19 protein-coding genes are annotated in these 26,327 nt (G+C 68.8%); 6 read left to right on the forward strand and 13 right to left on the reverse strand.

The features are described from left to right. Positions 1–162: 162 nt before the first annotated feature. Positions 163–3,705: a ThuA domain-containing protein gene (locus ABZS40_RS06340; protein ID WP_354942305.1), complete on the forward strand. Its 3,543-nt coding sequence runs from the start codon at positions 163–165 to the stop codon at positions 3,703–3,705. An 89-nt stretch (positions 3,706–3,794) separates the two neighbouring features. Here ABZS40_RS06340 and ABZS40_RS06345 read toward each other — a convergent pair whose 3' ends face one another. From ABZS40_RS06345 to ABZS40_RS06380, 8 genes are all read right to left on the reverse strand, one after another. Beyond that, positions 3,795–4,787, reverse strand: coding sequence for an aldo/keto reductase (locus tag ABZS40_RS06345; RefSeq protein WP_354942306.1), 993 nt, complete (start codon positions 4,785–4,787; stop codon positions 3,795–3,797). Continuing rightward, positions 4,784–5,662, reverse strand: a complete 879-nt coding sequence (locus ABZS40_RS06350; RefSeq protein ID WP_354942307.1) for an amidohydrolase family protein — start codon at positions 5,660–5,662, stop codon at positions 4,784–4,786. Before ABZS40_RS06350 ends, ABZS40_RS06345 begins: the two co-directional genes overlap by 4 nt. Next, positions 5,659–6,420, reverse strand: a complete 762-nt coding sequence (locus ABZS40_RS06355) for an SDR family NAD(P)-dependent oxidoreductase (protein ID WP_354942308.1) — start codon at positions 6,418–6,420, stop codon at positions 5,659–5,661. Before ABZS40_RS06355 ends, ABZS40_RS06350 begins: the two co-directional genes overlap by 4 nt. After that, a complete protein-coding gene (locus tag ABZS40_RS06360; RefSeq protein ID WP_354942309.1) occupies positions 6,417–7,442 on the reverse strand; it encodes an alcohol dehydrogenase catalytic domain-containing protein in 1,026 nt (341 codons plus the stop codon). Before ABZS40_RS06360 ends, ABZS40_RS06355 begins: the two co-directional genes overlap by 4 nt. Before the next feature lie 106 nt (positions 7,443–7,548). After that, a complete protein-coding gene (locus ABZS40_RS06365) occupies positions 7,549–8,772 on the reverse strand; it encodes a mandelate racemase/muconate lactonizing enzyme family protein (RefSeq protein WP_354942310.1) in 1,224 nt (407 codons plus the stop codon). Position 8,773: 1 nt separating this feature from the next. Then, positions 8,774–9,601: a carbohydrate ABC transporter permease gene (locus tag ABZS40_RS06370; protein ID WP_354942311.1), complete on the reverse strand. Its 828-nt coding sequence runs from the start codon at positions 9,599–9,601 to the stop codon at positions 8,774–8,776. Then, positions 9,601–10,581, reverse strand: a complete 981-nt coding sequence (locus ABZS40_RS06375) for a sugar ABC transporter permease (RefSeq protein ID WP_354942312.1) — start codon at positions 10,579–10,581, stop codon at positions 9,601–9,603. Before ABZS40_RS06375 ends, ABZS40_RS06370 begins: the two co-directional genes overlap by 1 nt. Before the next feature lie 4 nt (positions 10,582–10,585). Beyond that, a complete protein-coding gene (locus tag ABZS40_RS06380; RefSeq protein ID WP_354942313.1) occupies positions 10,586–11,848 on the reverse strand; it encodes an extracellular solute-binding protein in 1,263 nt (420 codons plus the stop codon). 147 nt (positions 11,849–11,995) lie between these two features. On the opposite strand from ABZS40_RS06380, the gene ABZS40_RS06385 reads away from it, so the two are divergent. After that, positions 11,996–12,766: a FadR/GntR family transcriptional regulator gene (locus tag ABZS40_RS06385; protein ID WP_354942314.1), complete on the forward strand. Its 771-nt coding sequence runs from the start codon at positions 11,996–11,998 to the stop codon at positions 12,764–12,766. A gap of 71 nt (positions 12,767–12,837) precedes the next feature. Here ABZS40_RS06385 and ABZS40_RS06390 read toward each other — a convergent pair whose 3' ends face one another. The 4 genes from ABZS40_RS06390 to ABZS40_RS06405 all read right to left on the reverse strand — a co-directional run bounded on the left by ABZS40_RS06390 (position 12,838) and on the right by ABZS40_RS06405 (position 20,088). Further along, entirely contained in the window at positions 12,838–14,220 is a 1,383-nt protein-coding gene (locus ABZS40_RS06390; RefSeq protein ID WP_354942315.1) for an RICIN domain-containing protein, read from the reverse strand. Positions 14,221–14,448: 228 nt separating this feature from the next. Then, positions 14,449–15,906 carry an endo-1,4-beta-xylanase gene (locus ABZS40_RS06395; RefSeq protein WP_354942350.1) on the reverse strand — a complete coding sequence of 486 codons (1,458 nt, stop codon included), beginning with the start codon at positions 15,904–15,906 and terminating at the stop codon, positions 14,449–14,451. 584 nt (positions 15,907–16,490) lie between these two features. Continuing rightward, positions 16,491–18,065 (reverse strand): arabinofuranosidase catalytic domain-containing protein, encoded by a 1,575-nt coding sequence (locus tag ABZS40_RS06400; RefSeq protein WP_354942316.1) that lies wholly within the window; start codon positions 18,063–18,065, stop codon positions 16,491–16,493. A 187-nt stretch (positions 18,066–18,252) separates the two neighbouring features. After that, entirely contained in the window at positions 18,253–20,088 is a 1,836-nt protein-coding gene (locus ABZS40_RS06405) for an RICIN domain-containing protein (protein ID WP_354942317.1), read from the reverse strand. 299 nt (positions 20,089–20,387) lie between these two features. Between ABZS40_RS06405 and ABZS40_RS06410 the strand changes: the two genes are divergently transcribed. The 4 genes from ABZS40_RS06410 (at position 20,388) to ABZS40_RS06425 (ending at position 25,206) form a co-directional block, all read left to right on the forward strand. Continuing rightward, positions 20,388–21,626 carry an extracellular solute-binding protein gene (locus ABZS40_RS06410; protein WP_354942318.1) on the forward strand — a complete coding sequence of 413 codons (1,239 nt, stop codon included), beginning with the start codon at positions 20,388–20,390 and terminating at the stop codon, positions 21,624–21,626. 150 nt (positions 21,627–21,776) lie between these two features. Beyond that, entirely contained in the window at positions 21,777–22,616 is an 840-nt protein-coding gene (locus ABZS40_RS06415) for a sugar ABC transporter permease (protein WP_354942319.1), read from the forward strand. Continuing rightward, positions 22,613–23,437, forward strand: coding sequence for a carbohydrate ABC transporter permease (locus ABZS40_RS06420; RefSeq protein WP_354942320.1), 825 nt, complete (start codon positions 22,613–22,615; stop codon positions 23,435–23,437). Before ABZS40_RS06415 ends, ABZS40_RS06420 begins: the two co-directional genes overlap by 4 nt. A 56-nt stretch (positions 23,438–23,493) precedes the next feature. After that, the gene (locus ABZS40_RS06425) at positions 23,494–25,206 is read left to right on the forward strand and encodes a trehalase family glycosidase (protein ID WP_354942321.1); all 1,713 of its coding nucleotides are present in this window, start codon (positions 23,494–23,496) and stop codon (positions 25,204–25,206) included. 10 nt (positions 25,207–25,216) lie between these two features. Here the strand turns inward: ABZS40_RS06425 and ABZS40_RS06430 are convergent, their stop codons facing one another. Further along, on the reverse strand, positions 25,217–26,230 hold the full coding sequence (locus ABZS40_RS06430) for a LacI family DNA-binding transcriptional regulator (protein ID WP_354942322.1): 1,014 nt from the start codon (positions 26,228–26,230) through the stop codon (positions 25,217–25,219). Positions 26,231–26,327 lie beyond the last annotated feature (97 nt).

The raw sequence follows: 26,327 nt of genomic DNA on the forward strand, positions 1-26,327 counted from the left end.
GCCAGCATCACGCTGTGTGACGTCCCGCGGGTCTGACTGCCGTTGCGGCGAACGGCATGAGGACAGACCAGCGCGCCCGTGTCCCTCGCGTGTCCAGGTCAACCTGACGCGTCGTAGGACCCGTGGTCGCAATCCCTACGCCCGCCCAACCTAGGAGACGGCATGCGTCGTAACACATTGCTCATCTCGGTGATCGCCGGCCTGTTACTGGCGCTCGGACTCGCTCCACCCGCTTCGGCGGCCCCGGCCTTCCGCGCCCTGGTGTTCAGCAAGACCACCGGCTACCGGCACGACTCGATCCCGGCTGGCATCAGCATGCTCCAGCAGCAGGCCACAGCGAACAACTTCGAGGTGGTGGCGACCGAGGACTCGAGCGTCTTCACCGCCAGCAACCTGGCGACCTTCGACGTGATCGTCATGCTCCAGACCTCCGGCATGGTCTGGACCTCGGCGGCGCAGCGCCAGGCGGTGGAGGGTTACCTCGCCAGCGGCAAGGGCATCGTCGCCATCCACAACGCCACCGACATGGGCATCGAGTCTGAGTACCCGTGGTGGGACAACACCATCAACGCCGGGGCCCACATGCCCGAGCACTCGCCCGGCGTGCTGCAGGGCACCGCCATCGTCGCCGACAAGAAGCACCCGTCGACGGCCAGCCTGCCGGATCGGTGGACCCGCAGCGAGGAGTGGTACAACTTCGACGCCAACCCGCGCGGCAAGGTGCACGTCCTGGTGACCGCCGACGAGCGCACCTACAACCCGGGCTCCCGGGCGATGGGCCCGGACCACCCGATCTCCTGGTGTCGGGACACCGGCGGCGGGCGGGTGTGGGCCACCGCGATGGGCCACGCGATCGCCTCCTACAGCGAAACGAACTTCCAGAACCACGTCCTCGGTGGCATCAAGTGGGCCGCCGGCAACGCTCCCGGCGACTGCGGCGGCACCGTCTGGGGCAACTTCGAGAAGCGCACCCTTGACGACAACACCGTCGACCCGATGGCGATGGCAGTGGCCCCGGACGGGCGCGTGTTCTACGCCCAGCGTGGCGGGCAGCTGAAGGTCTTCAAGCCCTCCACCAACAGCACGGTGACCGCCGGCACGCTGAGTGTCTACACCGGCGGTGAGGACGGCCTCACCGGCATGGCGCTGGACCCCAACTTCGCCACCAACGGGTACGTGTATCTGTACCACTCGCCGGCGAGCAGCTCGACCGACGTCAACCGGGTCTCCCGCTTCACGATGAGCGGCGACACGCTGAACACGTCCAGCGGCGTGACGATCATCGACATCCCGGCGTACCGGGACCGGACCTTCCCGGAACCCGGCCACACCGGCGGCTACATCGAGTTCGGCCCGGACGGCAATCTCTACATCGGCACCGGCGACGACACACCCCCGAACCTCGACCCCAACTGGCAGGGCTACGCCCCGCTGGACTGGCGCTCGGGCAAGTCCAACCTGGACGCCGCCCGGACCGCGGGCAACACCAACGACCTGCGCGGCAAGCTGCTGCGCATCCGTCCCGGAGCCAGCGGCAGCTACACCATCCCGTCCGGCAACCTCTACCCCCAGGGCACGGCCCAGACCAAGCCGGAAATCTACGCGATGGGCTTCCGCAACCCGTTCCGATTCTCGATCGACGCGGCCACCGGCTGGGTCTACCTGGCCGACTACGGCCCGGACCGCAACCCGCCCACCACCAACCGTGGCCCGGAGGGCCTGGTCGAGCTGAACGTGATCAAGACGCCCGGCAACTACGGCTGGCCGTTCTGCCACGGCGACAACCAGCCGTACGCGCCGTTCAACCCGGACACCGGCGTCGTCGGCTCGAAGTTCAACTGCTCCGCGCCGGTCAACAACTCGCCGAACAACACCGGTCTGACCAGCCTGAAGCCGGTCGTCATGCCCAACCTCTGGTATGGCTACCCCGCCTCGTCGAACTTCCCGGAGCTGGGCTCCGGCGGCTCCGCGCCGATGGGCGGCCCGGTCTACCGGTACGACGCGTCGAACCCGTCCGCGACGAAGTTCCCGCCCTACTACGACGGGGTGCACTTCTTCTACGAGTGGTCGCGCAGCTACGTCAAGGAGGTGCACTTCGACTCCTCCTCTGCGGTGACCCGCACCAACCCGTTCCTGCCCGGTGGTGGGTTCAACAAGCCGATGGACATGGAGTTCGGCAAGGACGGCTCGCTCTACCTGCTGGAGTGGGGCACCAACTTCGGTGGCGGCAACAGCGACTCCGGGCTCTACCGGATCGACTACATCCAGGGCGGCCGGTCACCGATCGTCAAGGCCACCGGCACGCCCACCAGTGGCTCCTCGCCGCTCACCGTCCAGTTCAGCAGCGCGGGCACGTCCGACCCGGACGGCAACACGCTGAGCTACCTGTGGACGTTCGGCGACGGCACCACCTCCACGGCGGCCAACCCGTCGAAGACGTACACCTCCAACGGCAACTACACGGCCCAGCTGAAGGTCACCGACAGCACCGGTAAGACGGGCTTCGCCAACGTCCCGATCACCGTCGGCAACAGCGCACCGGTGGTCACCATCACCACACCCGGCAACGGAGGCATGCTGACCTTCGGTGACAAGGTGTCGTACCAGATCACCGTGACCGATCCGGACGGCGGCACCGTCGACTGCTCGAAGGTCATCCTCAACCCGGCGCTGGGTCACGACGACCACGCACACGAGACCACCGAGTACCCGGGCTGCTCGGGCACCATCTCCACCGACCTGCTCGGCGGGCACCCCGATGGCGCCAACCTGTTCTACGTGCTGAACGCGCGGTACACCGACAACGGCGGTTCGGGGGGCGGGTCCCCGCTCACCGGCACCGCACAGGCGATCCTGCAACCGAAGCACAAGCAGTCCGAGTACTTCAGCAGCCAGTCCGGCATCCGGGTCGTCGACCAGTCGGCGGCGGAGAGCACCAAGCGCGTCGGTGACATCTCCACCAACGACTGGATCGCGTTCAGCCCGATGAACCTGTCGGGCATCTCGACGGTCAGCTACCGGGTGTCGTCGCCCTCCGGTGGCGGTTCGATCGAGCTGCGCGCCGGCTCGCCGACCGGCACCCTGCTGGCCACCACCACGGTGCCCAGTACGGGCGGCTGGGACAACTACCAGTCCACGACTCCGGTGAGCGTCGCCGCGACCAGCGGGACACAGACGCTCTACATGGTGTTCAAGAACAGCAGCAACTCGTTCGATCTGGACTCGCACACCTTTGGCGGCAACGGCGTCGGAACACCCGGCACCGGTGGTGGCCTGGCGGGCAAGACCTACACGGTCACCGCGCAGCACAGCAACAAGCTGATGGACGTCAGCGGTGTCTCCACCGCCGACGGCGCCCAGATCACCCAGTGGGCGTCCACCGGTGGCAACAACCAGAAGTGGCAGGCGGTCGACGCCGGCAGCGGGGCGGTCTACCTGAAGGCGGTGCACAGCGGCAAGTGCGTCGAGGTGGTCGGCAGTTCCACCGCGGCGGGCGCCTTCCTCCAGCAGGCCACCTGCAACAACGGCAACCAGCAGAAGTTCACGGCCACCGCGACGGGAACCTCCGGCGTGTACACGGTGCGCAATGTGTTGAGCGGGCTCTGCGTGGACGTCAACGGTGCCGCCACCACCGACGGCGCCCGGCTGTTGCAGTGGACCTGCCACAGCGCCGCCAACCAGCAGTGGCGGTTCACCGCAGTGTGACCTCACGGCTGTCGCGGTAACGGTTGACGTCCCGGTCGGGACCGGTGTCCGAGTAACGGAGCCGGTCCCGGCCGGGACGTCGTCGTCGATCAGGCAGACCGGCCGGGCGGCGCGGCGAGCAGCCCGGCCGCCGCCAGGTCGTCCCACAACTCCTCCGGCACGACGATCCCGGACCGTCGCACCGTCTCGACCGCCTGCGCCTCGTTGCGGACGCCGACCACAGTCGACACCACCGCCGGGTGCCGGCGGACGAAGGCGAGGGCCGCCTGCGGCAGGGTCACCCCGTACCTCTCGCAGACCGTGGCGATCCGCCGCGCCCGCTCGATCAGCGCCGCCGGGGCCTGCTGGTAGTTGTAGACGGCGTCGGCCGGCGGCCGGTCCCGCGAGAGCAGCCCCGAGTTGTAGACGCCAGCGATGACCACGCCCACTCCGCGGTTCTCGGCGGCCGGCAGCAGGTCGGCGGCCGCGCCCTGTTCGAGCAGCGTGTACCGCCCGGCGCACATCATCACGTCGACGTCGGTCTCCCGGACGAACCGCGCCAGCATCGCCGACTGGTTCATGCCGGCACCGATGGCACCCACGACGCCCTGGTCCCGCAGGTCGATCAGGGCGGGTACGGCCTCGTGCGCGGCCTGCTCCCAGTGGTCGTCCGGGTCGTGCAGGTAGACGACGTCGATCCGGTCCAGCCCGGTCCGACCCAGGCTGGCCTCGATGGAGCGGAGCACGCCGTCGCGGCTGAAGTCCCACACCCGCCGGTGGGTCGCGGGCACATCGAACCCGTCGGAGTCCCGCAGGTGCGCGTCCCGGGGCGACGGCACAAGGAGTCGCCCGACCTTCGTCGACACCACGTACTCGTCGCGCGGCCGTTGGCGCAGCGCGGCGCCGAGGCGGCGCTCGGACAGCCCGAGACCGTAGTGCGGCGCGGTGTCGAAGTACCGGACACCCGCCTCCCACGCGGCGTCGACCGCAGAGGCGAACTCCTCGTCCGACGTCGTCCGGTACAGGTTGCCCCCCTGGGCCGCGCCGAAGCCCAGCTCGGTGAGCCGCAGCTGCGGGCGGCGCGGCAGCGCGCGCGCCATCATGACGGCCCCAGCCCGTAGACGTGGCGTGCCGTCCCGCCCCAGACCGACACCCGGTCCGCCCCGTCCTGGCCCTCCAGCAGCTCCGCCAGGGTGTCGACCCACAGCTGGTACGAACTGGCGAGCAGACATACCGGCCAGTCCGAGCCGAACATCAGTCGGTCCGGCCCGAACGCGTCCAGAGCGTCCTCGACGGCGGGTCGAAGGTCGCCCGACGTCCAGTGCGGGAGCGGCACCTCGGTCACCAGCCCGGAGAGCTTCGCCGTGGTGTTGGGCGAGGCCGCCAACGACCGCAGGCCCCGGCTCCACTCGGCCATCTCCGAGCTGCCCAGCGCGGGCTTGCCCAGGTGGTCGAGGACGAAGTTCACCTCGGGCAGGTCACGCGTGAGACGCGCGGCCATGGGGAGCTGGTGTTGGCGTACCAGCAGGTCGAAGACGAGGCCGGCGGCGCCCACCGCCGCGATCCCCCGACGGACGTCGGGACGGTCCAGGTACGCCGGGTCGCTCTCGGACTGCACGAGATGGCGGATACCGACGAGGCGTTCGCCACCTCGGGCGGCCCGCAGCCCGTCGAGGCGCTCCGGAACGTCGGCGGCGGTCAGGTCCACCCAGCCGACGACACCACGGACCAGTGTGTCCTCGTCCGCCACGCGCAGCAGGTCCACCGTCTCCGTGTCGGAGGCGACGGACTGCACCACCACTGTCGCGGTGACCCCGGCCGCCCGGGCCGCCGGCGCGAGATCGGCGGGTTCGAAGTCGGCGTCGATGGCCGCCATGGTCACCGGGTCGATCCACGGTTGCGGGTGCCGGGCGCGGACCCAGAGGTGGTGGTGTGCGTCGACGATCCCGGCGTGTCCGGGCTCCTGTGCGCCAGTCATCGGCCCAACCAGCCGCCGTCGACGGGCAGCACGACGCCGTTGACGTAGTCCGACGCGGCCGACGCCAGGAACACCGTGGCACCGCCGAGGTCGTCGGCCCGGCCCCACCGCCCGGCCGGGATCCGGCCGAGGATCGCCTGGTTGCGGTCGGGGTCGTCGCGCAGCGCCTGGGTGTTGTCGGTGGCGATGTAGCCGGGCGCGATGGCGTTGACGTTCACCCCGTGGGCCGCCCACTCGTTCGCCAGCGCCTTGGTGAGGCCGGCGATGCCCGACTTCGACGCGGCGTAGCCGGGGACGGTGATGCCGCCCTGGAAACTCAACAGCGACGCCGTGAAAATGATCTTCCCTCGGCCGCGCTCGACCATCGTCCGGCCGATCTCCCGGCTGAGGATGAACTGGCTGCTGAGGTTCACCTCGATGACGTGGTCCCACATCTCGTCCGGGTGCTCCGCGGCCGGGGTCCGGGCGATGGTGCCGCCGTTGTTCACCAGGATGTCGACCGGCCCGAGAGCGACGATGTCGCGGGCCAACCGGTGCACGGCCGCCCGGTCGCCGAGGTCCGCCCGCAGTGCGGTGAACCGGCGGCCGGCGGCGCGTACGCGGCGTTCGACCTCGCTGCCCTCCGCTTCGAGCTGAGCGGAGACGCCCACGATGTCGGCACCGGCCAGGGCCAGGGCCTCGGCCATGGCGAGGCCGATACCGCGCCGCGCCCCGGTCACGACGGCCGTCTGGCCGGACAGGTCGAACAACGCCGTCACTGGTTACCCTCCCGCACATCGAGCAGCACCTTCATGACGCCGCCACCCTCCAGCGCCTCGAAGGCCGCGCTGGCCGCCTCGACCGGCTCGACCCGGGAGATCAGCTGCCGTGCCGGGATCGCGCCCGAGGCGACCAACCGGATCGCCTCCACCATGTCGTCGCGCTGATACAGCCGGGCACCGAGGAGTTCCAGCTCACGCCAGAAGAACCGGTGCAGGTTGACCTCGCGGGGCTGGGGATGGATCGCCACCATGACCAGCCGCCCGCGAGTGGTGAGGACGTCGACCGCCGTGGTGACGCCGGCCGGTGCGCCGGACACCTCGAAGGCGATGTCGGCGCCCTCGCCATCGGTACGGTCGTTGACGAGCGCCACGACATCGGTCGCTCGCGGGTCGACTGCCTCGATCCCGATCCCCTCGGCCACCTCGCGTCGGAACGGGTCCGGCTCGACGAGGAGCACCCGCGCGCCACGGCTCCGCGCGACGGTGGCGATGAGGACGCCGACCGGCCCACCACCGACCACTACCACCTGGTCGTCGGCGGTCACGTTCCCCCGGCGTACGTCGTGCACGGCGACCGCCACCGGCTCGACGAGCGCCGCGTGGTCGAGGGGCAACTCCTCCGGAAGCGGCAGGACCAGCTCCACCGGCACGGTCCAGGAGGACTGCATGGCACCCGGTGAGTCGATGCCGAGGAAGTTCATCGCGTGACAGACGTGGGAGTTGCCCCGCCGGCAGGCGGCGCAGCGCCCGCAGGGTCGGGTCGGCATCACGGTCACGGGCTGACCGATGTTCCAACCGGTCACGCCCTCGCCGACGGCTGCGATCCGCCCGGACATCTCGTGCCCGATGATGGCGGAGTCACCGACCCGGGCGTCCATGTCCCCGTGGTAGATGTGCAGATCCGTACCGCAGATCCCGGTGTACGCCACGTCGATCCGTACCTGGCCGCGGCCCGGTGGCTCCGGGTCGCGGTTCTCGATTCCGAGGTGTCGCGCTCCCCGGTAGACGACTGCCTTCATCGTTCCTCCGTCTCGACGGTCGGTACGTCGGTCGTGCCGACCGGGCATGGCCGTGGGTGCATCGCCGTCGCGATGCACCCACGCCTTTCCTGTTCTGGTGGTCAGCTCAGTGCCGTACGGTCGGCGACACCTCGTTGCGGGAGTTCAGCGGCACGACAGGCACCTGGCGGGTGGGGATCACCCCGTCGACCCCGGCCAGCAGCCGTCGTCCGGCCCGCTCCGGCCGGACGTTGGGGCTGTCGGCCGTCTGCGCCTGCGGTCGGCGGTTGGTCGCCCGGATCCGCTCCTCGTCCACCCGGACCCCCAGCCCGGGTGAGTCGCCGAGGATGAAGGCGCCATCCTCGACGTGCAGGTCGATGGAGACACCAACCGGCGCGTGCAGGTCCTGCAACTCGCTGGTCAGGTGGTTCGGCACCGAGGTCGCAGCGTGCAGCAGCCCGACCGGGCTGTTGCCGATCGGGCTGACCGGCAGGTCGTGGGCGTGGGCCAGGGCGGACGCCCGCAGGAAGTGGGTGACCCCCCAGACGGCCGCCATCTGGACGATGTCGACAGCGCCGGCGGCGATCAGCGGACGGTACTGTTCGAGCCCGGTGAGGTTCTCACCGGTGGCGACCGACGCGGACACGCCTCGGCTGACCGCGGCGAGACCCTCGGCATCCCAGCGCCGGACCGGCTCCTCGATCCAGATGAGATCCAGGGTCCGTTCCAGTTCGCAGACATGCCGGACCGCCTGCTTGCGGGTCCACGCCTCGTTGACGTCGAGCATCAGGCCCGGCCGTCGACCGTGCCCGGCCTCGGTCAGGACCTCCCTGACCAGGCTCAGGCGGTGCCGATCGCGCTCGATGTCGAGGCCGCCCTTGAGCTTGGCCGCTCGCAGGCCGTGGCTCGCGTAGACCTCGTACTCCGCGACGAGTTCGTCGTCGGTGAGCCCGATGTCCAGCCCGGACGCGTAGGCGGTGACCCGCCGGTCCCGTCCGCCCAGCAGCCGCCACAGCGGCTCGCCGACGGCCTGCGCCTTGATGTCCCAGAGCGCGGTGTCCAGAGCGCCGATGGTGCCGAACACCGGCCCCGCGTGGCCCGCCTTGAAAGTGTGCCGCAACATGCGGTCGTACAGGGACGTCACGGCCCGGGGGTCCTCACCCTCGATGGCTGGGAAGATCCGCTCGATCTCGACGTGCGGCCCGAGGCCGACTCCCGAGATGCCCTCGTCGGTGTCGACGATGACGATCGAGACCGGAACCACCCCGTCGGCGAACACACCGTTGGCGTCGCCGACTGGTCGGCCCCATTCCTGGACCGTGGAGAGCGTCCGATATCCCGTGATCCGCATGTCAACCCTTCGTGGAACCGGCGGCCACGCCGTCGGCAATTTGGCGCTGGAGGAACAGGTAGACCAACAGGACGGGTATCGCGGCGATCAGCACCCCGGACGCGAAGGTGGGGATGTTGTCGGAGTACTGCCCTCGCAACGAGGTCACCCCGATCATGAGCGTCCGGTTCTCGGCCGAGGGCATCATCACCAACGCCATGAGGACGTCGTTCCAGCAGAACAGGGCGTTGAGGATGCCGACCGACAGCAGCGCCGGCGTGCCCAGTGGCAGCATGATCCGGCGATACACGCCGTACACGGTGTTGCCGTCGATCCGGGCGGCGTCGACGATCTCCGGTGGGATGCCCTTGTAGTAGCTCGTCATCAGGAAGACGGTGAAGGGCAGGAACTGGGCCACGTAGACGAGGATCAGACCCGGGTACGTGTCGATCAGCGCGGTGTCGGCCATGATCCGGGCGAGCGGCACCATGATCACCTGGAACGGGATGAAAAGCCCCGCGAGGCAGCCCAGGAACAACGCCGACGAGCCACGGAACCGCAACTGGCTCAGCGCGAAGCCGGCCATCGACCCGAGCAGGAGCAGCAGCAGCACCGACGACGTCACCACGACCAGCGAGTTGACGAAGTATCGACCCATGCCGACGCTGCTCCACGCCGTGCTGATGTTCTCCCAATGCAGAGTGCTGGTCAGGGAGAACCGGTCCAGGATGTAGTCCCGGCGGGTCTTCAACGCGACGTTCGCGGTGAACAGCAGGGGGTAGATCGTCGCCACCGCGAGCAGTGACATCGGGATGGCGATCATCCACCGCCCCAGTCGTACGCGGGACATCAGTCCACCTTTCCCGATCGTTCGAGCAGTTTGATCTGCAACATGCCCACCACGAGCATGATCGCGAAGAGGATCGTCGACGCGGCGGACGCGAGAGCCGGACGGTTCATCTGGCCCTGCTGGATCCAGATGTAGTACTCCGGCAGGTATGTCGAGCCCTCCGGGCCGCCGCTGGTCATCACGAAGAGCAGCCCGAACATCGAGGTCAGCATCCCGATCATCGTGGTCACGAAGACGAACTGGATGGTCCGGGCCAGGCTCGGGATGATCACGTGCCAGACGACCTGGCGCAGTGACGCGCCGTCAACCCGTGCGGCGTCCAGGAGCGCGGCGTCCAGCGTGGCGAAGCCGGCGAGGAACACCACCAGTGCCATCCCGAAGGTGGCCCAGATGTGGACGCCCACCACCATGAACATCGCGACGTCCGGGTCCCCGAGCCAGTCCACCGGACCGACACCGAACGACCCGAGGACAGCGTTGAGGGGGCCGTCGAAGGCGAGCAGCAGGTTGAAGATCGCCCCGACGATGACCGGCGAGAGCACCGCCGGAAAAAAGTAGACGCTGCGGTAGAAGCGGTGGCCCGGCACGCGGAGGAAGATGAACGTGGCGAGGAGACCCGGGATCGCCACCGCCACCGGAAGCAGCAACACCAGCAGGCCGACGTTGCCCAGCGCGGTCCGGAACAGCGGATCACCGAACAGTTCCTGGTAGTTGCCGAACCCGACCGAGTCTCCGTTCTGGTCACCGTCGCCGGTGAAGGAGAAGTTGACTCCGAGGATCAGCGGGTAGAGCCGCAGCGCCACGATGATCAGGACGGCCGGAGCGACCAGGATGTAGGGGGCGTAGCGCTCGGCCCCCAGGCCGCCACGGGTGCTCCGGGGACGGGTGCCACCGCGGTGCGCAGGGGATGTGACCGCCGGGCCGCCGGGCCGCCCGGCCGAAGCCGGGCGGACCGACGGTTGCGTGTCTCCGATCGGCACGAGGTCAGCCCGCCTGGTCGGAAGCGGCCAACTGCTTCACCACCTCGTCGACGGTGATCGAACCGCTGAGCAGCTGCTGGGAGAGGCGCCCCATCAGGTCGATCGTCTTCGAGGAGAGCGCGACGTGCAGAGCCGGCTTGCCGGTCTTCAGCTCGCCGACGATCGTGGAGGCAGCCGGGCCGGCCTGCGAGACGTCGATAGTGATGTCGGCGGCGATCGCGCCGGCGTCAGCGTAGAACGCCTTCAACGCGTCGGCCGAGGTCAGGGACCGCACCAGGTCGGCGGCCACCTTCGGGTCCTTCGTCCACTTGGCCACGGCGTAGCCGATGCCACCGTCGTACGGCAGGCTCGGGGTGGTGCCGGCGGTGACGACCGGGGCCTTCATGACGCCGAGCTTCTCCGCAGTGAGGAACTCGTTGAAGGACTTCCAGTGCCCGACGTCCGACATGAGGCCCATGACATGGGCGGCCTTGCCGGACTGGAAGGTTGCGAAGGAGTCGTTGAACATGGCGGTCGAGTTGGCCCCGTCCGTGTTCATCTTCTTGTCTCCGGTCTCCTTCCAGAGCTCGAAGATCCGCTTCACGTTGGGCGAGGTCCAGTCGCGCTTGCCGGTGATCCAGGCGTCGTACTCCGCGGCGGTGAGGGTCACCGACCCCATGCTGGAGAGCCAGAACTGGATGCCGACGCCTTCCTTGTTGCCGAGGGCGAAGCACCTGGAGCTGGCCTTGGCGATGGCGGCGCAGTCCGCGACGAACTTGTCCCAGGTGGTGGCCGGGCTGGCCGGGTCGAGGCCGGCCTTCCGGTAGATCTCCTTGTTGTAGTAGATCGGGTAGCCCTGCAGCGTCACCGGGCCGCCGTAGACCTTGCCGTCCTTGGTGAACGCGTCCCAGCCGGCCAACCGCTGCTTGTCCTCGGCCACGTAGTCGGTGATCGGCACCAACGCGTCCACCCGGTCGCGGATCTGGCCACCGCCGTTGAACATCATGACGTCGGGGCCCTTGCCGGACTGGATCGCCGCACCGAGCAGGGTGTAGTACTGGTCGAAGGGCTGCGCGACGAACTCGACCTCGACGTCGGCGTGCTTCTTCTTGAAGTCGGCCTTGGCCTTGTCCAGATAGGATTTGGCGAACGGCTCGCCGGACTTCCAGTCCCACACGACCAACTTGCCGTCAGAGCTGGTTGACTTGCCCGAATCGCTAGCACTTCCACAACCGGCCAGGGCCAGGCCCACAACGAGGACGGCCGACCATATTGCGCGCTGTCTCATCGATTGTCACCTCTAGATAAGGGGTGGCCGGCGGGTGCCCCGCGAGCCAAATGTTGACCGAAAGGTGACTCGTATGACGTGTGACGTCAACAGTCGGCCGTACACTGAGCCAGACGTCGTGCCACGGCGAGCCATTCGGAGGGGGACATGACGCCACCGCAGGAGACAGCCCTGAACAGCCCGGCGACCCCGGCGTGGGTGCGTCGGCCGACCAACCTCGCCAGGGCGGTCACCGCCGAACTGGTGGAGCGCATCGTCCGCGGCGTACACCCGTCCGGGACGTCTCTGCCTCCCGAGCCGATCCTCTGCGAGACCTTCGGCGTGAGCCGGACCGTCGTCCGGGAAGCAGTGAAGATCCTGCAGGAGAAGGGGCTGGTGCAGGTCCGCCAGGGCGCCGGCACCATGGTCACCCCACCGTCACACTGGGACATGCTCGACGAGCTCGTCCTCGCGGCCACCATCGCTGTGGACGACAGTCTCGCCATCCTCGACGACCTGGTCGTCACCCGGCGGGTGCTCGAGTCCGACATGGCGAACGTCGCCGCCCGCCTCGCCGACAGCGAGACCGTCGATCGACTGCGGGCCATCGTGGACCGGATGGACGAACTCGTCGACGACCACGTCACCTACCACGACCACGACCGGGCCTTCCACGACATGATCATGCAGGCATCCGGGAACCGCATCGCCCGTGGCGTCGTCCGCGCGCTGGAGAGCCAGGTCATCAACACCGCCCGCTACATGGGCCGGACCGAACGCGCGTTGTGCGTGGCGTCCAACCAGGGTCACCGACGCATCTACGAACGCATCGCGGCCCACGATCCCAACGGCGCCGCCGAGGCGATGTTCACCCACATCACCGAGGCATGGCTGGTCCGTCGCAGTGGCTCGGGGAGCCCGGTCCGCCTCGAACGCTGATCGTCACTCGCACCGGGCGGCGCCCGCCCCCAGGTACGGGAGCAGGCGCCGCCGACTGTGGCCGACAGGTGTCACGAGAACTGGGCGAAGAACCTCCAGATCTCACCCTTGGTCCAGGTGGTGATGCCGCTCTCGGCGTAGGTGCCGTCCACCGGGCCGGGCATGTGGCCGTTGTCGTACGCGGCCCACTGCACCGGGTATCCGGCCCGACAACCCGAGTAGGCGGTCGTGATGTGGGTACGGCTGCCGCCGGCCGGCTCGCGCGGGCTCTGCGCGGTGCAACCGTTGTTGCGGACGAAGGTGTCCCGCAGCGCCCTGCCCTGGGAGATGTTCAGGACGTTGTCCGAGATGCCGTGCAGCCCGAAGTACGCGATCGGCTGCGTACCGCCGCTGCACCCGCTGATCTGCGCGCCGGAGATGACCGCGACGGCCCGGAAGACGGTGGCCCGCGCGCAGGCGACGGCGTAGCTCATGCCGCCACCCCAGCTGAAGCCGAGCGCGAACCGCTGCCTCGGGTTGACGCAGAGGCTGCTCTCGATCCGGCTGAGCATGTCGTCGACGAAGGTGATGTCCTCACCGCCGGAGTTGCCCCAGCCGTTGCCGAACCCCTGGGGCGCCACCAGGATCGCGCTGTTGTTCGACTGCTCCTGCTGCCCGTAGTAGGACCACGCGGTCCCGCTGGTGCCGCCGGACGAGATCTCCTGCATGGTGCCACCTCGCCAGTGGAAGGCAAAGATCAGCCGGTACGGGTTGCTGTTGTTGTAGTTGGCGGGCACCCGCAGGATGAAGGTCCGGCTCTTGCCGTTGCTCTGGATCGTGTGCGTGCCGCTGGCCAGCGTCGGCGCCTTGCCGCACCCGCTACCGCCCGACGGCGGTGGGTTGCCGCCATCGACGGCGACGAGCTGCCACTGCTGGTTGGTGCCGCCCCAGTCCGCGTACTGCACGATGTTTCCACCGTCGGCCGTGGACGCGCCCTGCACCTCCACCGCCTTGCTGCTGTTGCGGTTGATCAACCGAACATGACCACCGTCCGAGTCAGCCAACCGGAACTGCTGATTCGTCCCGTTCAGATCAGCCCACTGCACGACCGCCCCACCATCAGCGGTGGAAAACCCACTCACGTCGAGCACCTTGCCCGAGTGCCGCGACTTCACCCGGTAAAAGCCACCCCCGGAATCCACGAACTGCCACTGCTGATTGACCCCGCTGTTACGCGTCCACTGACTGATCCGCGCGCCGTCATTCGTAGCCGAGGCATACAGGTCCAACGCCTTACCACTGTTCCGATTCACCAGCACGTACCAGGCGTTGGTGTCCACTGTCGCCGCCGCCGCTGGCGTCGCGTTGACCGCGACGAGTGTGCTGGCTGCCATGACCGCGGCCGCCGCCGCGGCCAACCCTGACCGCCAGCGTCTCTGTCGAGAGGCGGGACGAGCCTCACCGAGGGCTTTCATGGTCCACTCCTTCGATCGGGGTCACCCACGAGCAGAACGCGCGCGCGTGCCCTGGCGTGCGTGCCGGCGTCCTGGTGGTGGCGTCAGCACGTCTGGGTTGTCGTGCGGGGGTACGGCGACCCGCTCTGTAGAGGGCGGGCCGCCACTCGTCACACCTCGCCGGGGCGGGCGCCGGCCGGATCCCGAGCGGCCGGCAACTCCCGCTCCCTTAGGCGATGGCGGCGGTCGTCAGCCGATGGGGACCAGTTGCCACTGCTGGTTGTTGCCGCCCCAGTCGGCGTACTGGACGATGTTTCCGCCGTCGGCGGTGGACGCGCCCTGCACCTCGACGGCCTTGTTGCTGTTGCGGTTGATCAGGCGCACGTAGCCGTCAGCCGAATTCGCGAGCCGGAACTGCTGGTTCGTGCCGTTGAGGTCGCCCCACTGCACGATCGCGCCGCCGTCGGCGGTGGAGAAGCCGCTGACGTCGAGCACCTTGCTGGAGTTGCGGGCCTTCACCCGGTAGTAGCCACTCCCCGAGTCGACGAACTGCCACTGCTGGTTGACGCCGTTGTTGCGCGTCCACTGGCTGATCCGCGCCCCGTCGTTGGTGGCCGAGGCGTAGACGTCCAACGCCTTGCCGCTGTTGCGGTTCACCAACACGTACCAGGCGCTGGTGTCCACCCCGGAGCCCGGCGGGGGCGTGGTGGGCGGGGTCGAGCCACCGTTCAGGGCGTCCAGGACGGCGGTGTACGCGGCCTTCTTGTTGCCGTTGCAGTCGAACAGCAGGGCGTTGTCCGATCCACGCCACGAGTCGCAGTCGCGCACGCCCCAGGTGGTGATGCCGGTGCAGCGGGAGACGGCCAGGCAGGCCCGGGTGACGGCGCCGAAGATGGTGGCCTGGTTGCCGCCGGTCATCACGTCCAGCTCGGTGATCTGCACATCCACACCGAGATCGGCGAACCGCTGCAGATTGGCCTGGTAGTCACCGGCCAGCGAGGTGCCCAGGTGCGACTGGAAGCCCACGCAGTCGATCGGCACGCCACGAGACTTGAAGTCCCGCACCATGGTGTAGATCCCCGTCGACTTCGCGTTGATCCCGTCGGTGTTGTAGTCGTTGTAACACAACTTCGCACCCGGATCCGCAGCCCGCGCCGCCCGGAACGCCGCCTCGATCCAGTCGTTACCGGTGCGCTGCAGGTTCGAGTCCCGACGCCCACCGCCACCACCGTCGGCGAACGCCTCGTTCACCACGTCCCAGGCATAGATCTTGCCCCGGTAGTGCGCCGCCACCTGGGTGACATGGTTGATCGCCGCGTTGCGCAACGCGCTGCCCGACATGCCCTGCGCCCAGCCCGGCTGCTGCGCGTGCCACAACAACGCATGGCCCCGCACGCTCATGCCGTTGGCCTGCGCGTGACTGACCAGACGATCACCACCGGTGTAGCTGAACCGACCCTGCTGCGGCTCGGTGGCGTCCCACTTCATCTCGTTCTCGGGCACCACACTGTTGAACTCACGGTTCAAAATGGTCGCGTAGGCGCTGGTGGAGAGCTTGCCGGTCGCGACGGCCGCGCCGAAGTAGCGGCCCTTCTCGGCCGCGGCCGCCTTCAAGGTCGTGCCGGCACCGGATGCGGGAGTCAGCGCCACCGTCATACCGGTGGTGAGGGCGACGGCGATGGTCGCCGCCGCCAGCATCGTTCTCATGGGTTTCATGGCGTTCCTTTTCAGTGGTTGCATCGGTGGTGGTGATGTGCCACTTCGCTCGGGGCGACTGAGCGGGACGGTCATCCTGGCCGCCCGGCATCAGCACGCACAGTCCGAGAGGGCTGTCGCCGGCAACTGCCGGGTACCGAGTGACGTCCGCATGCCCTTGCGAACGCCGTGATCGGAGGTACGACCCGTGCGGCTCGCCCGGTGAACCACGGGAACGATCGTCCTCTATATCGAGAGTGAGCGATAACATGCCGTTCGTCAAGACGTAACGGACCGTTCACGCCGATCTCCCGGGACGCCACGTTCCGCCCGGTAACCAAAGGCCCAGGGCAACCGTGCTCAGCCGCCGCGCGATCAGCGAACGAGTCGTACCACCGCGCCGCCCGGAGCGTGCCGGAGGGCAACCCTGTTATCGCTCACAGTCGCCGGCCGCGACTGTGAGCGGTTCACGAGCACCTGGTGGCCGAGCTACGTGGAGACGGCTGCCCCGGCGCGCATTCCGGCGACCAGGTCGGCGGTGCGCCGGTCACCATGAGCTGGTGACCGGCGCACGACTCGTTCGGACGCCGCCAGGATCAGCGGTATCCGGCGGTCACCACGTTGGCCTGCACGGCGTTCTCGATCGCGTCGGACGGATAGCCGGCGACCATCGCCCCCTCGTAGAAGGTGCCGGCGCTCAGGTTGGCGCCACCGTCGGGCTTGCAGCAGTCACCGCCACTGCCGAGGATGATGGCGCCCTGCTTCTTCATCGGGCTGTATCCCGACGGGAGCGAGCCGTCCCACAGCGTGTAGAGGCTGCCGGCCTGCGCGTCGCTGCCCTTGATGGCGAAGCGGGACACGCCGTTGTTCTTGAGCGTCGCGGTGACGAACTTGCTGGTGAACGCGCGTTGGTTCGGGTTCCAGGAGCTGCTGCCACCCGGGAAGAGACCCCACTCGAGGTCGGCCTGCACCCACGGGCCGCTGCCGGAGCAGCCGCCGAACCAGCACTGCTTACCGAAGTTGATGGCGTCCATCGCCCCGGCGGCGTCGGCCTTCCTGGTCGTCTCGCTGTTGCCGTAGTCGAAGCAGCAGCCGCTGTTGACGTGGGTCCCGCTGGTCACCATGTACATGCCCTCGGGCGCCGCGCCGGTCGGCACACCGGTGAGGTGCCCGTCGCGCCAGTAGCTGTTGCCGGGGTTGATGTAGAGCGAGTACGCCTTCGCGCCGCCAACGGTCAGCGACTCCGAGGTCGCGGTCGCCGGCCTGCTCTGCGGGGAGCCCGGAACGACGCTCGACCCCTGGTACCAGAGGTCGTTGCCGCGCCCGGACTGGTCGAAGACGACGGTGATCACGCAGGTCGTGCCGGAGCAGAACGAGTCCTGCGTCGCCGCGTTGGCGGTGCCGCCGGTGCCCGTCAGCCCGATGTTGCGGGTCGTGTTGTCCGATGAGCGTCGAACCTGGTAGAGGTTGCCGGCGTACGCCTCGTAGAGCGCCCGCGTGGTGCTGTGCGCAGCAATGCACGGGGTGCCGCCGGAGGCGTAGATGTCGCAGGGGCGCGCGCCGGTCGGTGGGTTGGTCGGCGGCGGGGTGGTGGTCGGCGAGGCCCACTGCTGGTTCGCGCCGCCGTTGCAGGCCCAGAGGATGATTTTGGTGCCGTTCGCGGTGGCGGCCGCGTTGGCGTCGAGGCACAGCCCGGACTGCACGCCGGTGATGGTGCCGTTGCTGTTGACGTTCCACTGCTGGTTGTTCTGGCCGTTGCAGTCCCAGATGATCACCTGGGTGCCGTTGGCGGTGCCGCGGCCGGAGGCGTCCAGGCACTTGTTGCCGTACACCTGGAGTTGCTTTGTCGACGTCCACGTCCAGGTCTGGCCGGCGGCGCCGTTGCAGTCCCAGAGCTGCGTCTGCGTGCCGTTGGCGGTGCTGGAGTTGGGCACTTCCAGGCAGCGGCCGGACGGCGTACCGACGATCCGGGTGCTCTGCCCCGGCTCGATGGCGGCCGCCATCGGGGCGGCGGCGGCTTCGGCGATCGGCGACGGGGCACCGGGGGCGGCGCCGATGCCGACGAGCACGCCGACCAGCGCGGCCGCCAGGGCGGTCAGACGTCGGGCGTGACGACGTCTCGGGACGAGATCACGGGCTGTTCCTGGCCCGAGGGGGGACGGGGTTCGCACGAGGTGGCTCCTCGGAGTCGTGGAAGCGCGGTGGGGGGTGTCGACGCGCCACGGGGGGTGGTGGCGGTGGCGAATCGATTCGGAGCGAATCGTATGACCTTTAATTAATTCATGTCAATGAATGCGGTGGTGAGGTGGCGCGCTGGCCGTTGGGCGGACGGCCAGCGCGGCACCTCCCCCTGGACGCCTACCGCCCCAGGAGCCGCCACGTCTGGTTCAACGGGCTGCCCAGGTTGACCGCCCTGCAGGTCCACTGGTGGACCAGCGCGCCGGCCGCCGTGGAGACCGCGTTGACATCGACGCACTTGCCACTGTGCCGGGCGACGAGTTGGTAGTCGTGCGAGTCGTTGCCCGAGTAGGTCACCTTGCGCAGCGTGAACTGCTGGTTGAGGCTGTTCAGGCAGGTCCACTGGTGCACTGCCGCGCCGTCGGCGGTCGACACGCCGCTGACGTCGAGGCACTTGCCGCTCTGCTGGTTGACCACCGTGTAGGTGTTGGCCACGCCGGCGACCGGGCGGAAGTTCCAGAGCTGCTGGTCACCGCCGTCGCAGTAGTTCTGCTGTTGGACGTTGCCGTCGGCGGTGCTCAGGCCGGCGTTGTTCAGGCACTGCTGGGAGTGTTGGGCCACCGCCACCGACTGGAAGCCACCGTCCGCGGGGGGCAGCAGCGTGACGGTGTAGGTGTCGGTCTGGTTGTTGTACGGCAGGATGACTGTGGCGTTGTTGCTGGACACCCCGACCACGCTGTTGGAGACGGTTACCGGCCCCGCCACCGCGCCGCCACCGTTGTGCGGGATGCGTTGGGTGAGCACCCGGACCTGGTTGTTCTGCACGATGCCGCTGGTGGTGTCCAGGCGTTGCAGGTTGACGGTCAGGTTCCCGGTGGTACGACCACCGCCGATGAGCACCTTCGCCACCCCGGCCGCCTTCGTGGCGTACGCGTCGTACGACTGGCTGGGGGTCACCGCGACGTTCTCCCCGACCTGGGAGGCGTAGAAGCGGTAGTTCCACCACTCCCCCTTGGGCTGGTGCTGGCCGGCCGAGTTACGGATCAACAGGTTGCCGAGGTCGTTGTGCAGGCTGCCGCCGCTGGCCCAGTTCGCCCGCAGGCCGTCGGCCTTGGCCCGCTCCAGGCGCGCGATGTACCAGGCGCCGTCGGCCGGGTTCTGCTCGTCGGGCGCGCCGTACTCGTTGATCTGGTACGGACGCGGGTGGGCGATGCCGCGCGGGTCGAGGGTGGCGTTGGCGGCGGCGACGTTCGCCACCGGGTCACCGGGCAGCGAGTGCCAGCTGATGATGTCCGGCACCGTGTTCGTCGAGCGGACGAAGTCCAGGTACTGGTTCCAGAAGGCGTGGTTGGTCGACGGTACGCAGGCACAACTCGGCCCGACGATGAGCTGGCTGGGGAACTCCGCCCGGATGCGCTGGTAGGTCCGCCGCCACAGTTCGAGGTACTGGGAGATCGGCCGGTTCCAGAAGATGGTGATGTTGGGTTCGTTCCAGATGTCCCACTGCACCGACAGCCCGGACGCCCGGACGTCGCTGATCAGGCGGGTCAGGAAGTTGTCGTAGTCGGTCCAGTTGCCGTTGTCTCCGGGGAAGCGGGAGATTCCGGCGCCGTCGGCACCCCAGAGGTCGTGCGGCAGGATGATGAACTTCCCGCCGAGGGCGGTGGTCCGACGCGCCTGGGCGACTGTGGAGTTCCAGCGGCGGTCGTAGGTTCCGCCGACCCAGCCACTGCCCGGGAGCTGCGCGCCGCCGGCGCGCATGTACTGGAACTTGACGTCCCGATAGAAGTGGTCGGCCGGACCGCTGGCGTTCTCGGTCATGCCGTAGATCCAGCCGGAGGCGCGGTAGGTCGGCGCACCGCTGGTGGTGGCGAAGTTGACGCTGATCGACTCGTCGGCGGCCTGGGCGGGGGACGAGACGGCGGTGACGGCAGCAGCGGCGGCGAGCAGGCCGACGACGAGTCGGGCCACGAACACACGGACTCGTCCTGAGCTGCTGCGGGACGGGGTTTTCACGGGCGGCTCCTTGGTGGGGCGCGGGGGACGCTCTCCGGAGGGCAGCACTTGCGAATCGATTCGCACGGATCGTAGGACCGGGAACTGAACCATGTCAATGAAGTGACGGCCCGGTGACGTCCGTGTTGCCCAGCCATCCCCCCGGCGCGGCCAACTGACCCTTGACCCCCGGGCATGGCCAGACCTATCTTCGGGCGAACCGATTCGTCGAATCGATTCGCCTCATGGTTGGACTGGTCCAACCCGCGACGATCAACCCACGAACTCCACCTGACGATCGATTTGAAGTGAGGCACCACATGACCGGACTCAGTCGTCGGCGGCGCCTCGCCGCCGTCGCCGTGATAGCTCTCGCCACACTGACGGGCAGCGCCTGCTCGTCGTCCGCCGACGGTGGCGCCGACGGTGGTGCCTACCTCGTCTGGGACCCGTATCCGCAGTTCACCGACGACTCCGAGTGGGTCGCGCTGCTCAAGAAGTGCGGCACCTCCGCGGGAGTGACTGTCGAGCGGACCGGCTACGACACCACCGACCTGACCAACAAGGCGCTGCTCGCCGCCCAGCAGGGAAACTCACCGGACGTGCTGATCGTGGACAACCCGGTCATCTCCACTCTGGCCGAAGCTGGTGCGCTCACCACCACCGACGACAACAAGCTGGACGTCTCGGCCATGGAGAAGAACCTGCTCGGTGCCGGCCAGAGCGACGGCAAGACCTACGGGGTGCCGATCGGGGCGAACACCCTCGCCCTCTACTACAACAAGGACGTGCTCACCGCCGCCGGCGTCGATCCCGCCGCCGTCAAGGACTGGACCGCACTGACCGCGGCACTGACCAAGGTCAAGGCCAAGGGGCAGAAGGGCATCACCTTCTCCGCGATCGGCACCGAGGAGGGCAGCTTCCAGTTCCTGCCCTGGTTCTGGGGATCGGGCGCCCAACTGACCAGTCTGGACTCACCGCAGGCGGTGTCCGCGTTGACGCTCTGGACCGACTGGCTCAAGCAGGGCCACGCCCCGAACTCCGTCATCAACAACACCCAGACCACCAGCTGGCAGGAGTTCGCCACCGGCGACTACGCGTTCGCCGAGAACGGCACCTGGCAGCTGGCCAACGCGGAGAAGCTCGGCTTCTCGTACGGCACTATCGCGATCCCGGCCAGCGCGGGCGGCCCGGCCCCGGCGCCCACCGGCGGTGAGTTCGTGTCCATTCCGGTGCAGAAGAAGACCGACCGGTACGAGACGTCGCAGAAGCTCGTCACCTGCCTGACCAACGCCGACAACCTCCTCACCACTGACACCACGCTCTCCTACGTCGCACCCGTCGCCGCCGTACAGGAGCGACAGGCCACCGCGGACCCCAAGCTCAAGGTCTGGGTGGAGGCGGTCCGGGCAGCCAAGGGCCGCACCGGTGACGACCTCGGCACGAAGTACCCGAAGATCTCCGAAGCGCTGTGGACCGCTGTGCAGTCGGCCCTCAGCGGCGGAAAGTCGCCACAGGAGGCACTGGCCGCCGCGCAGACCGCCGCCTCGACCAGGTAAGCGATCCGAACCGACACCATGCCCTCCACGACGAAGACCTCCACCGCAGTACGCGAGCAGGGTGGGGCGGCGACCGCCGCCCCATCCGGCCCTGCCCCCTCCCGTTCCCGCCGGCCCAGCCGATGGTGGGCGTGGGGCTTCCTGGCACCCGTGACCATCTACCTGGCGGCGTTCTACGCCTACCCGCTCTACCGCAACGTCGAGTTGAGCCTGCGCGAGTACACCGTCCGCTCGTTCGTGCAGGGCGGGGCGCCCTTCGCCGGCCTCGACAACTACCGGACGGTCCTGACCGACCCGGCATTCGGGCCGACGCTGACGCACACACTGGTCTTCACCGCGGCCTCGCTCGCCTTCCAGTTCACCATCGGCATGGCCCTGGCCCTCTTCTTCCACCAGCACTTCCCGCTGTCGCGCACGCTGCGGGCACTGATCCTCGTACCGTGGCTGCTGCCACTGATCGTCTCGGCGTCGACCTGGTCGTGGCTACTCAACAGCGACTCGGGGCTGGTCAACGCCGCGCTCGGCGTCGTCGGAATCGACAGGGTCAACTGGCTCACCTCGCCGGGCTGGTCACTCACCTCGGTGATCATCGCGAACGTCTGGATCGGCATCCCGTTCAACCTGGTGGTGCTCTACAGCGGCCTACAGGCGATCCCGACCGAGATGTACGAGGCTTCCGCGCTCGACGGCGCGACGGGGTGGCAACGGTTCTGGGGGATCACCTTCCCGTTGCTGCGCCCCGTCTCCCTGATCACGCTGCTGCTGGGGCTGATCTACACGCTGAAGGTCTTCGACATCATCTGGATCATGACGAAGGGCGGCCCGACCGGCTCCTCGGCCACACTCGCCACCTGGTCGTACCGGCTCGGATTCGGCAACCTGCTGCCCGAGTTCGGCCCGGGCGCGGCCATCGGCAACCTGCTCATCGTGCTGGCTCTGATCGCCGGCCTCGTCTACATCCGGATCGAGCGGAGGCAGCAGCTGCGATGACCACCTCGACGCCGCGGACCTGGTGGAAGACCGGAATCGGTCTGGTGCTGACCGGGCTGATGCTCTACCCCGTCTACTGGATGATCAACGTGTCCTTCACGCGGGACCAGGACATGCGGGCCAGTCCCCCACACCTGTTCCCCACCAACGGCACCCTGGACGGCTATCGCGCGGTGCTCGACCAGCAGCTGCCGTACCTCGGGACCAGCTTCCTGGTCGGCCTCGGCACTGTGGCGCTGACCGTGGCACTGGCCGCCCCCGCCGGCTACGCGCTGGCGAAGCTCCGGCCACCCGGCGGCCCGGCACTGAGCTTCGTGCTGCTGATCGCGCAGATGATCCCGGGGATCATCATGGCGATGGGCTTCTACGCCATCTACCTCACCCTCGGCGTCCTCAACACGCTGCCCGGCCTGATCCTGGCCGACACCACGCTCGCGGTGCCGTTCGCTGTCCTGATCTTCACGGCCTTCATGTCCGGCATCCCCGACGAGCTGCTCCAGGCCGCCGTGGTCGACGGCGCCGGTCGGCTGCGGACCTTCTGGTCGGTCGTGCTGCCGGTCAGCCGCAACTCGATCGTCACGGTGTCGCTCTTCGCGTTCCTGTGGTCCTGGTCGGACTTCATCTTCGCCTCGACCCTGGCCGGCGGCGGCGACCATCAGCCGATCACCCTCGGCATCTACCACTACATCGGCAACAACAACCAGCAGTGGAACGCCATCATGGCCACCGCCGTCGTCGCCTCGATCCCCGCCGCGGTGCTGCTGATCCTGGCCCAGCGGTACGTCTCAATGGGCGTGACCGCCGGCGCCGTCAAGGACTGACCATCCGCGGCGGTCGAGGACTGACCACCCGCACCACAGAGAGGCACCCGCCACCCATGACCGCCGCCCCGTCCGGTCCGGAGTTCGGAATCCAGGACATCCCGTTCAGCTACCGCGGATCCTGGTTCAACATCTCCCCGGTGGTAGCCGAGAAGACGTACGCCGACGATCTGCACCTGGTCTCGCACCAGACCGGTCTGCACCCCGTACTGCGTCTGGCCCCCACGGTCGCCGGCACCACAGTCGTCGCCACCCCCGCGCTGCTGACCTGGCGCAACGGGGTCGACCGGATCGAGGCCGTCTACGACGCGCCGGACACCCTGCGGATCCGGGGTCACCGGCTCGGCCTGCGGGTGGCTGCGTCGGCACACACCCTCACCCCGTTCAGCGGCACCTACCTGTACGCCGACCCGGTCGACGGATCACACGTGTTCACCTCGTACGAGACCGGTCGCCGCTACCGCATCACTGTGCTTTCCGGCGCTCTGTCGCGGACCGACGGCGCCCAGGCGCTCGGCACCGCCGACCGGTCCCTGGACCTTTCCGGCGACCGGCCCTGGGAGATCGCGATCGAGGAGTACGCCACCGCCCGCCGTCCGTACGTCGGATCCGTCACCTTCGAGCAGTTGTGCCGCGACCGGTTCGCGGAGTTCACCGCGTTCGTCGACGCGATCGCGCCCTGGCGCGGTCCGGAGACCCCGGCCGCCGAGCTGGCCGCGTACGTCCTCTGGTCGGCCACTGTCGCCCCGGCGGGCTTCGTCACCCGGCCGGCTGTCCTGATGTCCAAGCACTGGATGGACAAGGTGTGGAGCTGGGACCACTGCTTCAACGCGATCGCCCTGGCGGCCGGTGAGCCGGAGCTGGCCTGGCACCAGTTCCAGTTGCCCTTCGACCACCAGGACGAGGCCGGCGCCCTCCCCGACTCGGTCACCCACTCCGAGGTCCTGCACAACTACGTCAAGCCCCCCATCCACGGCTGGGCCCTCCGACACCTGCGCCGACGCCTTCCCCAGCCACCGGGCCGGGCGGCGCTGGCGCAGACGTACGACCGGCTCGCCCGCTGGACCGGGTTCTGGCTCGACGCGCGGCGCGCTCCCGGCCACGACCTGCCGCACTACCAGCACGGCAACGACAGCGGCTGGGACAACGCCACCACCTTCGACGACAACCGGGTCCTCGAAACGGCTGACCTCGCCGCATTCCTGGTCTCGCAGCTTCGCTGCCTCGCCGACCTCGCCACCGAGCTGGGTGAGCCGGCCACCCGCTGGTCGGAGGAGGCCGACCGGATCCACCGGGCCATGCTGCGCGACCTGTGGGACGGCGAACGCTTCTGCGCCCGGGACCCCCACACCGGGCAGGGCCGAACCAGCCGCAGTCTGCTCGACCTGATGCCCGTCGCGCTCGGGGCCGACCTGCCGGCCCCGGTCGCCGCCGCGCTGGCGCGCGGCGTCGAAACCCACCTGACCACGCACGGGCTGGCCACCGAGCCGACCGACTCGGCCCACTACCTCGCCGACGGCTACTGGCGTGGCCCGATCTGGGCGCCCTCCACCGTCCTGGTCGAGGACGGCCTGCGCCGGGCCGGGCAGACCAGGATCGCCGACGACATCAGTCGGCGGTTCCTTGCGCTGTGCGAGAAGTCCGGCTTCGCGGAGAACTTCGACGCCGAGACCGGCACCGGGCTGCGGGACCGCGCCTACACCTGGACCGCCAGCAGCTATCTCATCCTCGCCGCCGCCCAGGAGGAACGGCGGGTCAGGGGCGGGTAGCCGGCTCGGATCAGCGGGCCCGGACCGGGCCGGTGCTGGAACGCAACGAGATGGGCGGGCTGTACAGGCGGTGTCGTGGCACGGCGCCGGGAGCCGCGATGATCTCCAGCAGCAGCGACACCGCCTCGGCGCCCATCTCGACCATCGGCACGTCGGCGGCGGTCAGTGGCGGGCGGAAATCCTCCGCCCAGTGCTGCGCGGCGACTCCGGCGACGGAGAAGTCGCGTGGAACCGACAAACCGGCACCGGTCAACGCGCGCTGCATTCCGGGTAGTGCGGCCTCGTTGATGGTGGCCACCGCCGTGACCTCGGGGTGCGTCGCGAGCAGTTGCTCCATGCACGCCTCGCCGGAGGCGGTGTCGTCGCCGCTGCACACCTCCACGCCAATCAACCCCCGCTCCACCGCCGCCGCGCGGAAGCCGGTCAGCGCGCGATGGCTGGGGCCGTATCCGGCGGCCACCAACTCGGCGGACCGGTTCACGAGTGCCACGTGCCGGTGCCCCAGGTCGGCCAGGTGCTGCACGCAGCGGGCGATCAGCCCGGCATAGTCGATGTCGATCCAGCTCATCCCGTGCGGCTCGGCGGTCCGGCCGATGGTGACGAACGGCAGCCCGGCCTTTGTCAGCCGGGTCACCCGGTCGTCGGCCAGCCGAATCTCCATGAGGATCACGCCGTCCACCCGACGCCCGGTGACGATCCGCTCGAACGACCGGTCATGGTCGCCGCCGGAGGGGGACAGCAGCACGTCGAGGTCGTGGCGGGCGGCGGCCTCGACGACGCTGGCGACGAAGCCCAGCTGCATGTCGGTCAGCCGCTGGCTCGCCGGCGGGATGACCAGCCCGAGGGTGCGGCTGCGCCCCTCCTTGAGAGCACGGGCGCTGGCGTTCGGCCGGTAGTCCAACTCGTCGATGACCGACTGGATCCGTTGGCGGGTCGCCTCCGACACGCTGCGTTTTCCGCTGAGCACGTAGGAAACGGTGCTGCGGGACACCCCCGCCCGGCGAGCGATCTCCCCGATGTTCATCAATCGCCCTCGAATCGATTCTTGCCCCGATACGGGGACGCACCTTGCTCCGCCGACCAGCATATCCGTCCTCAGGCTCATCGATCGATGACCAACG

It is taken from the genome of Micromonospora sp. NPDC005324 (assembly GCF_040607155.1).
GTDB classification, from domain to species: Bacteria; Actinomycetota; Actinomycetes; order Mycobacteriales; family Micromonosporaceae; genus Micromonospora; species Micromonospora trifolii.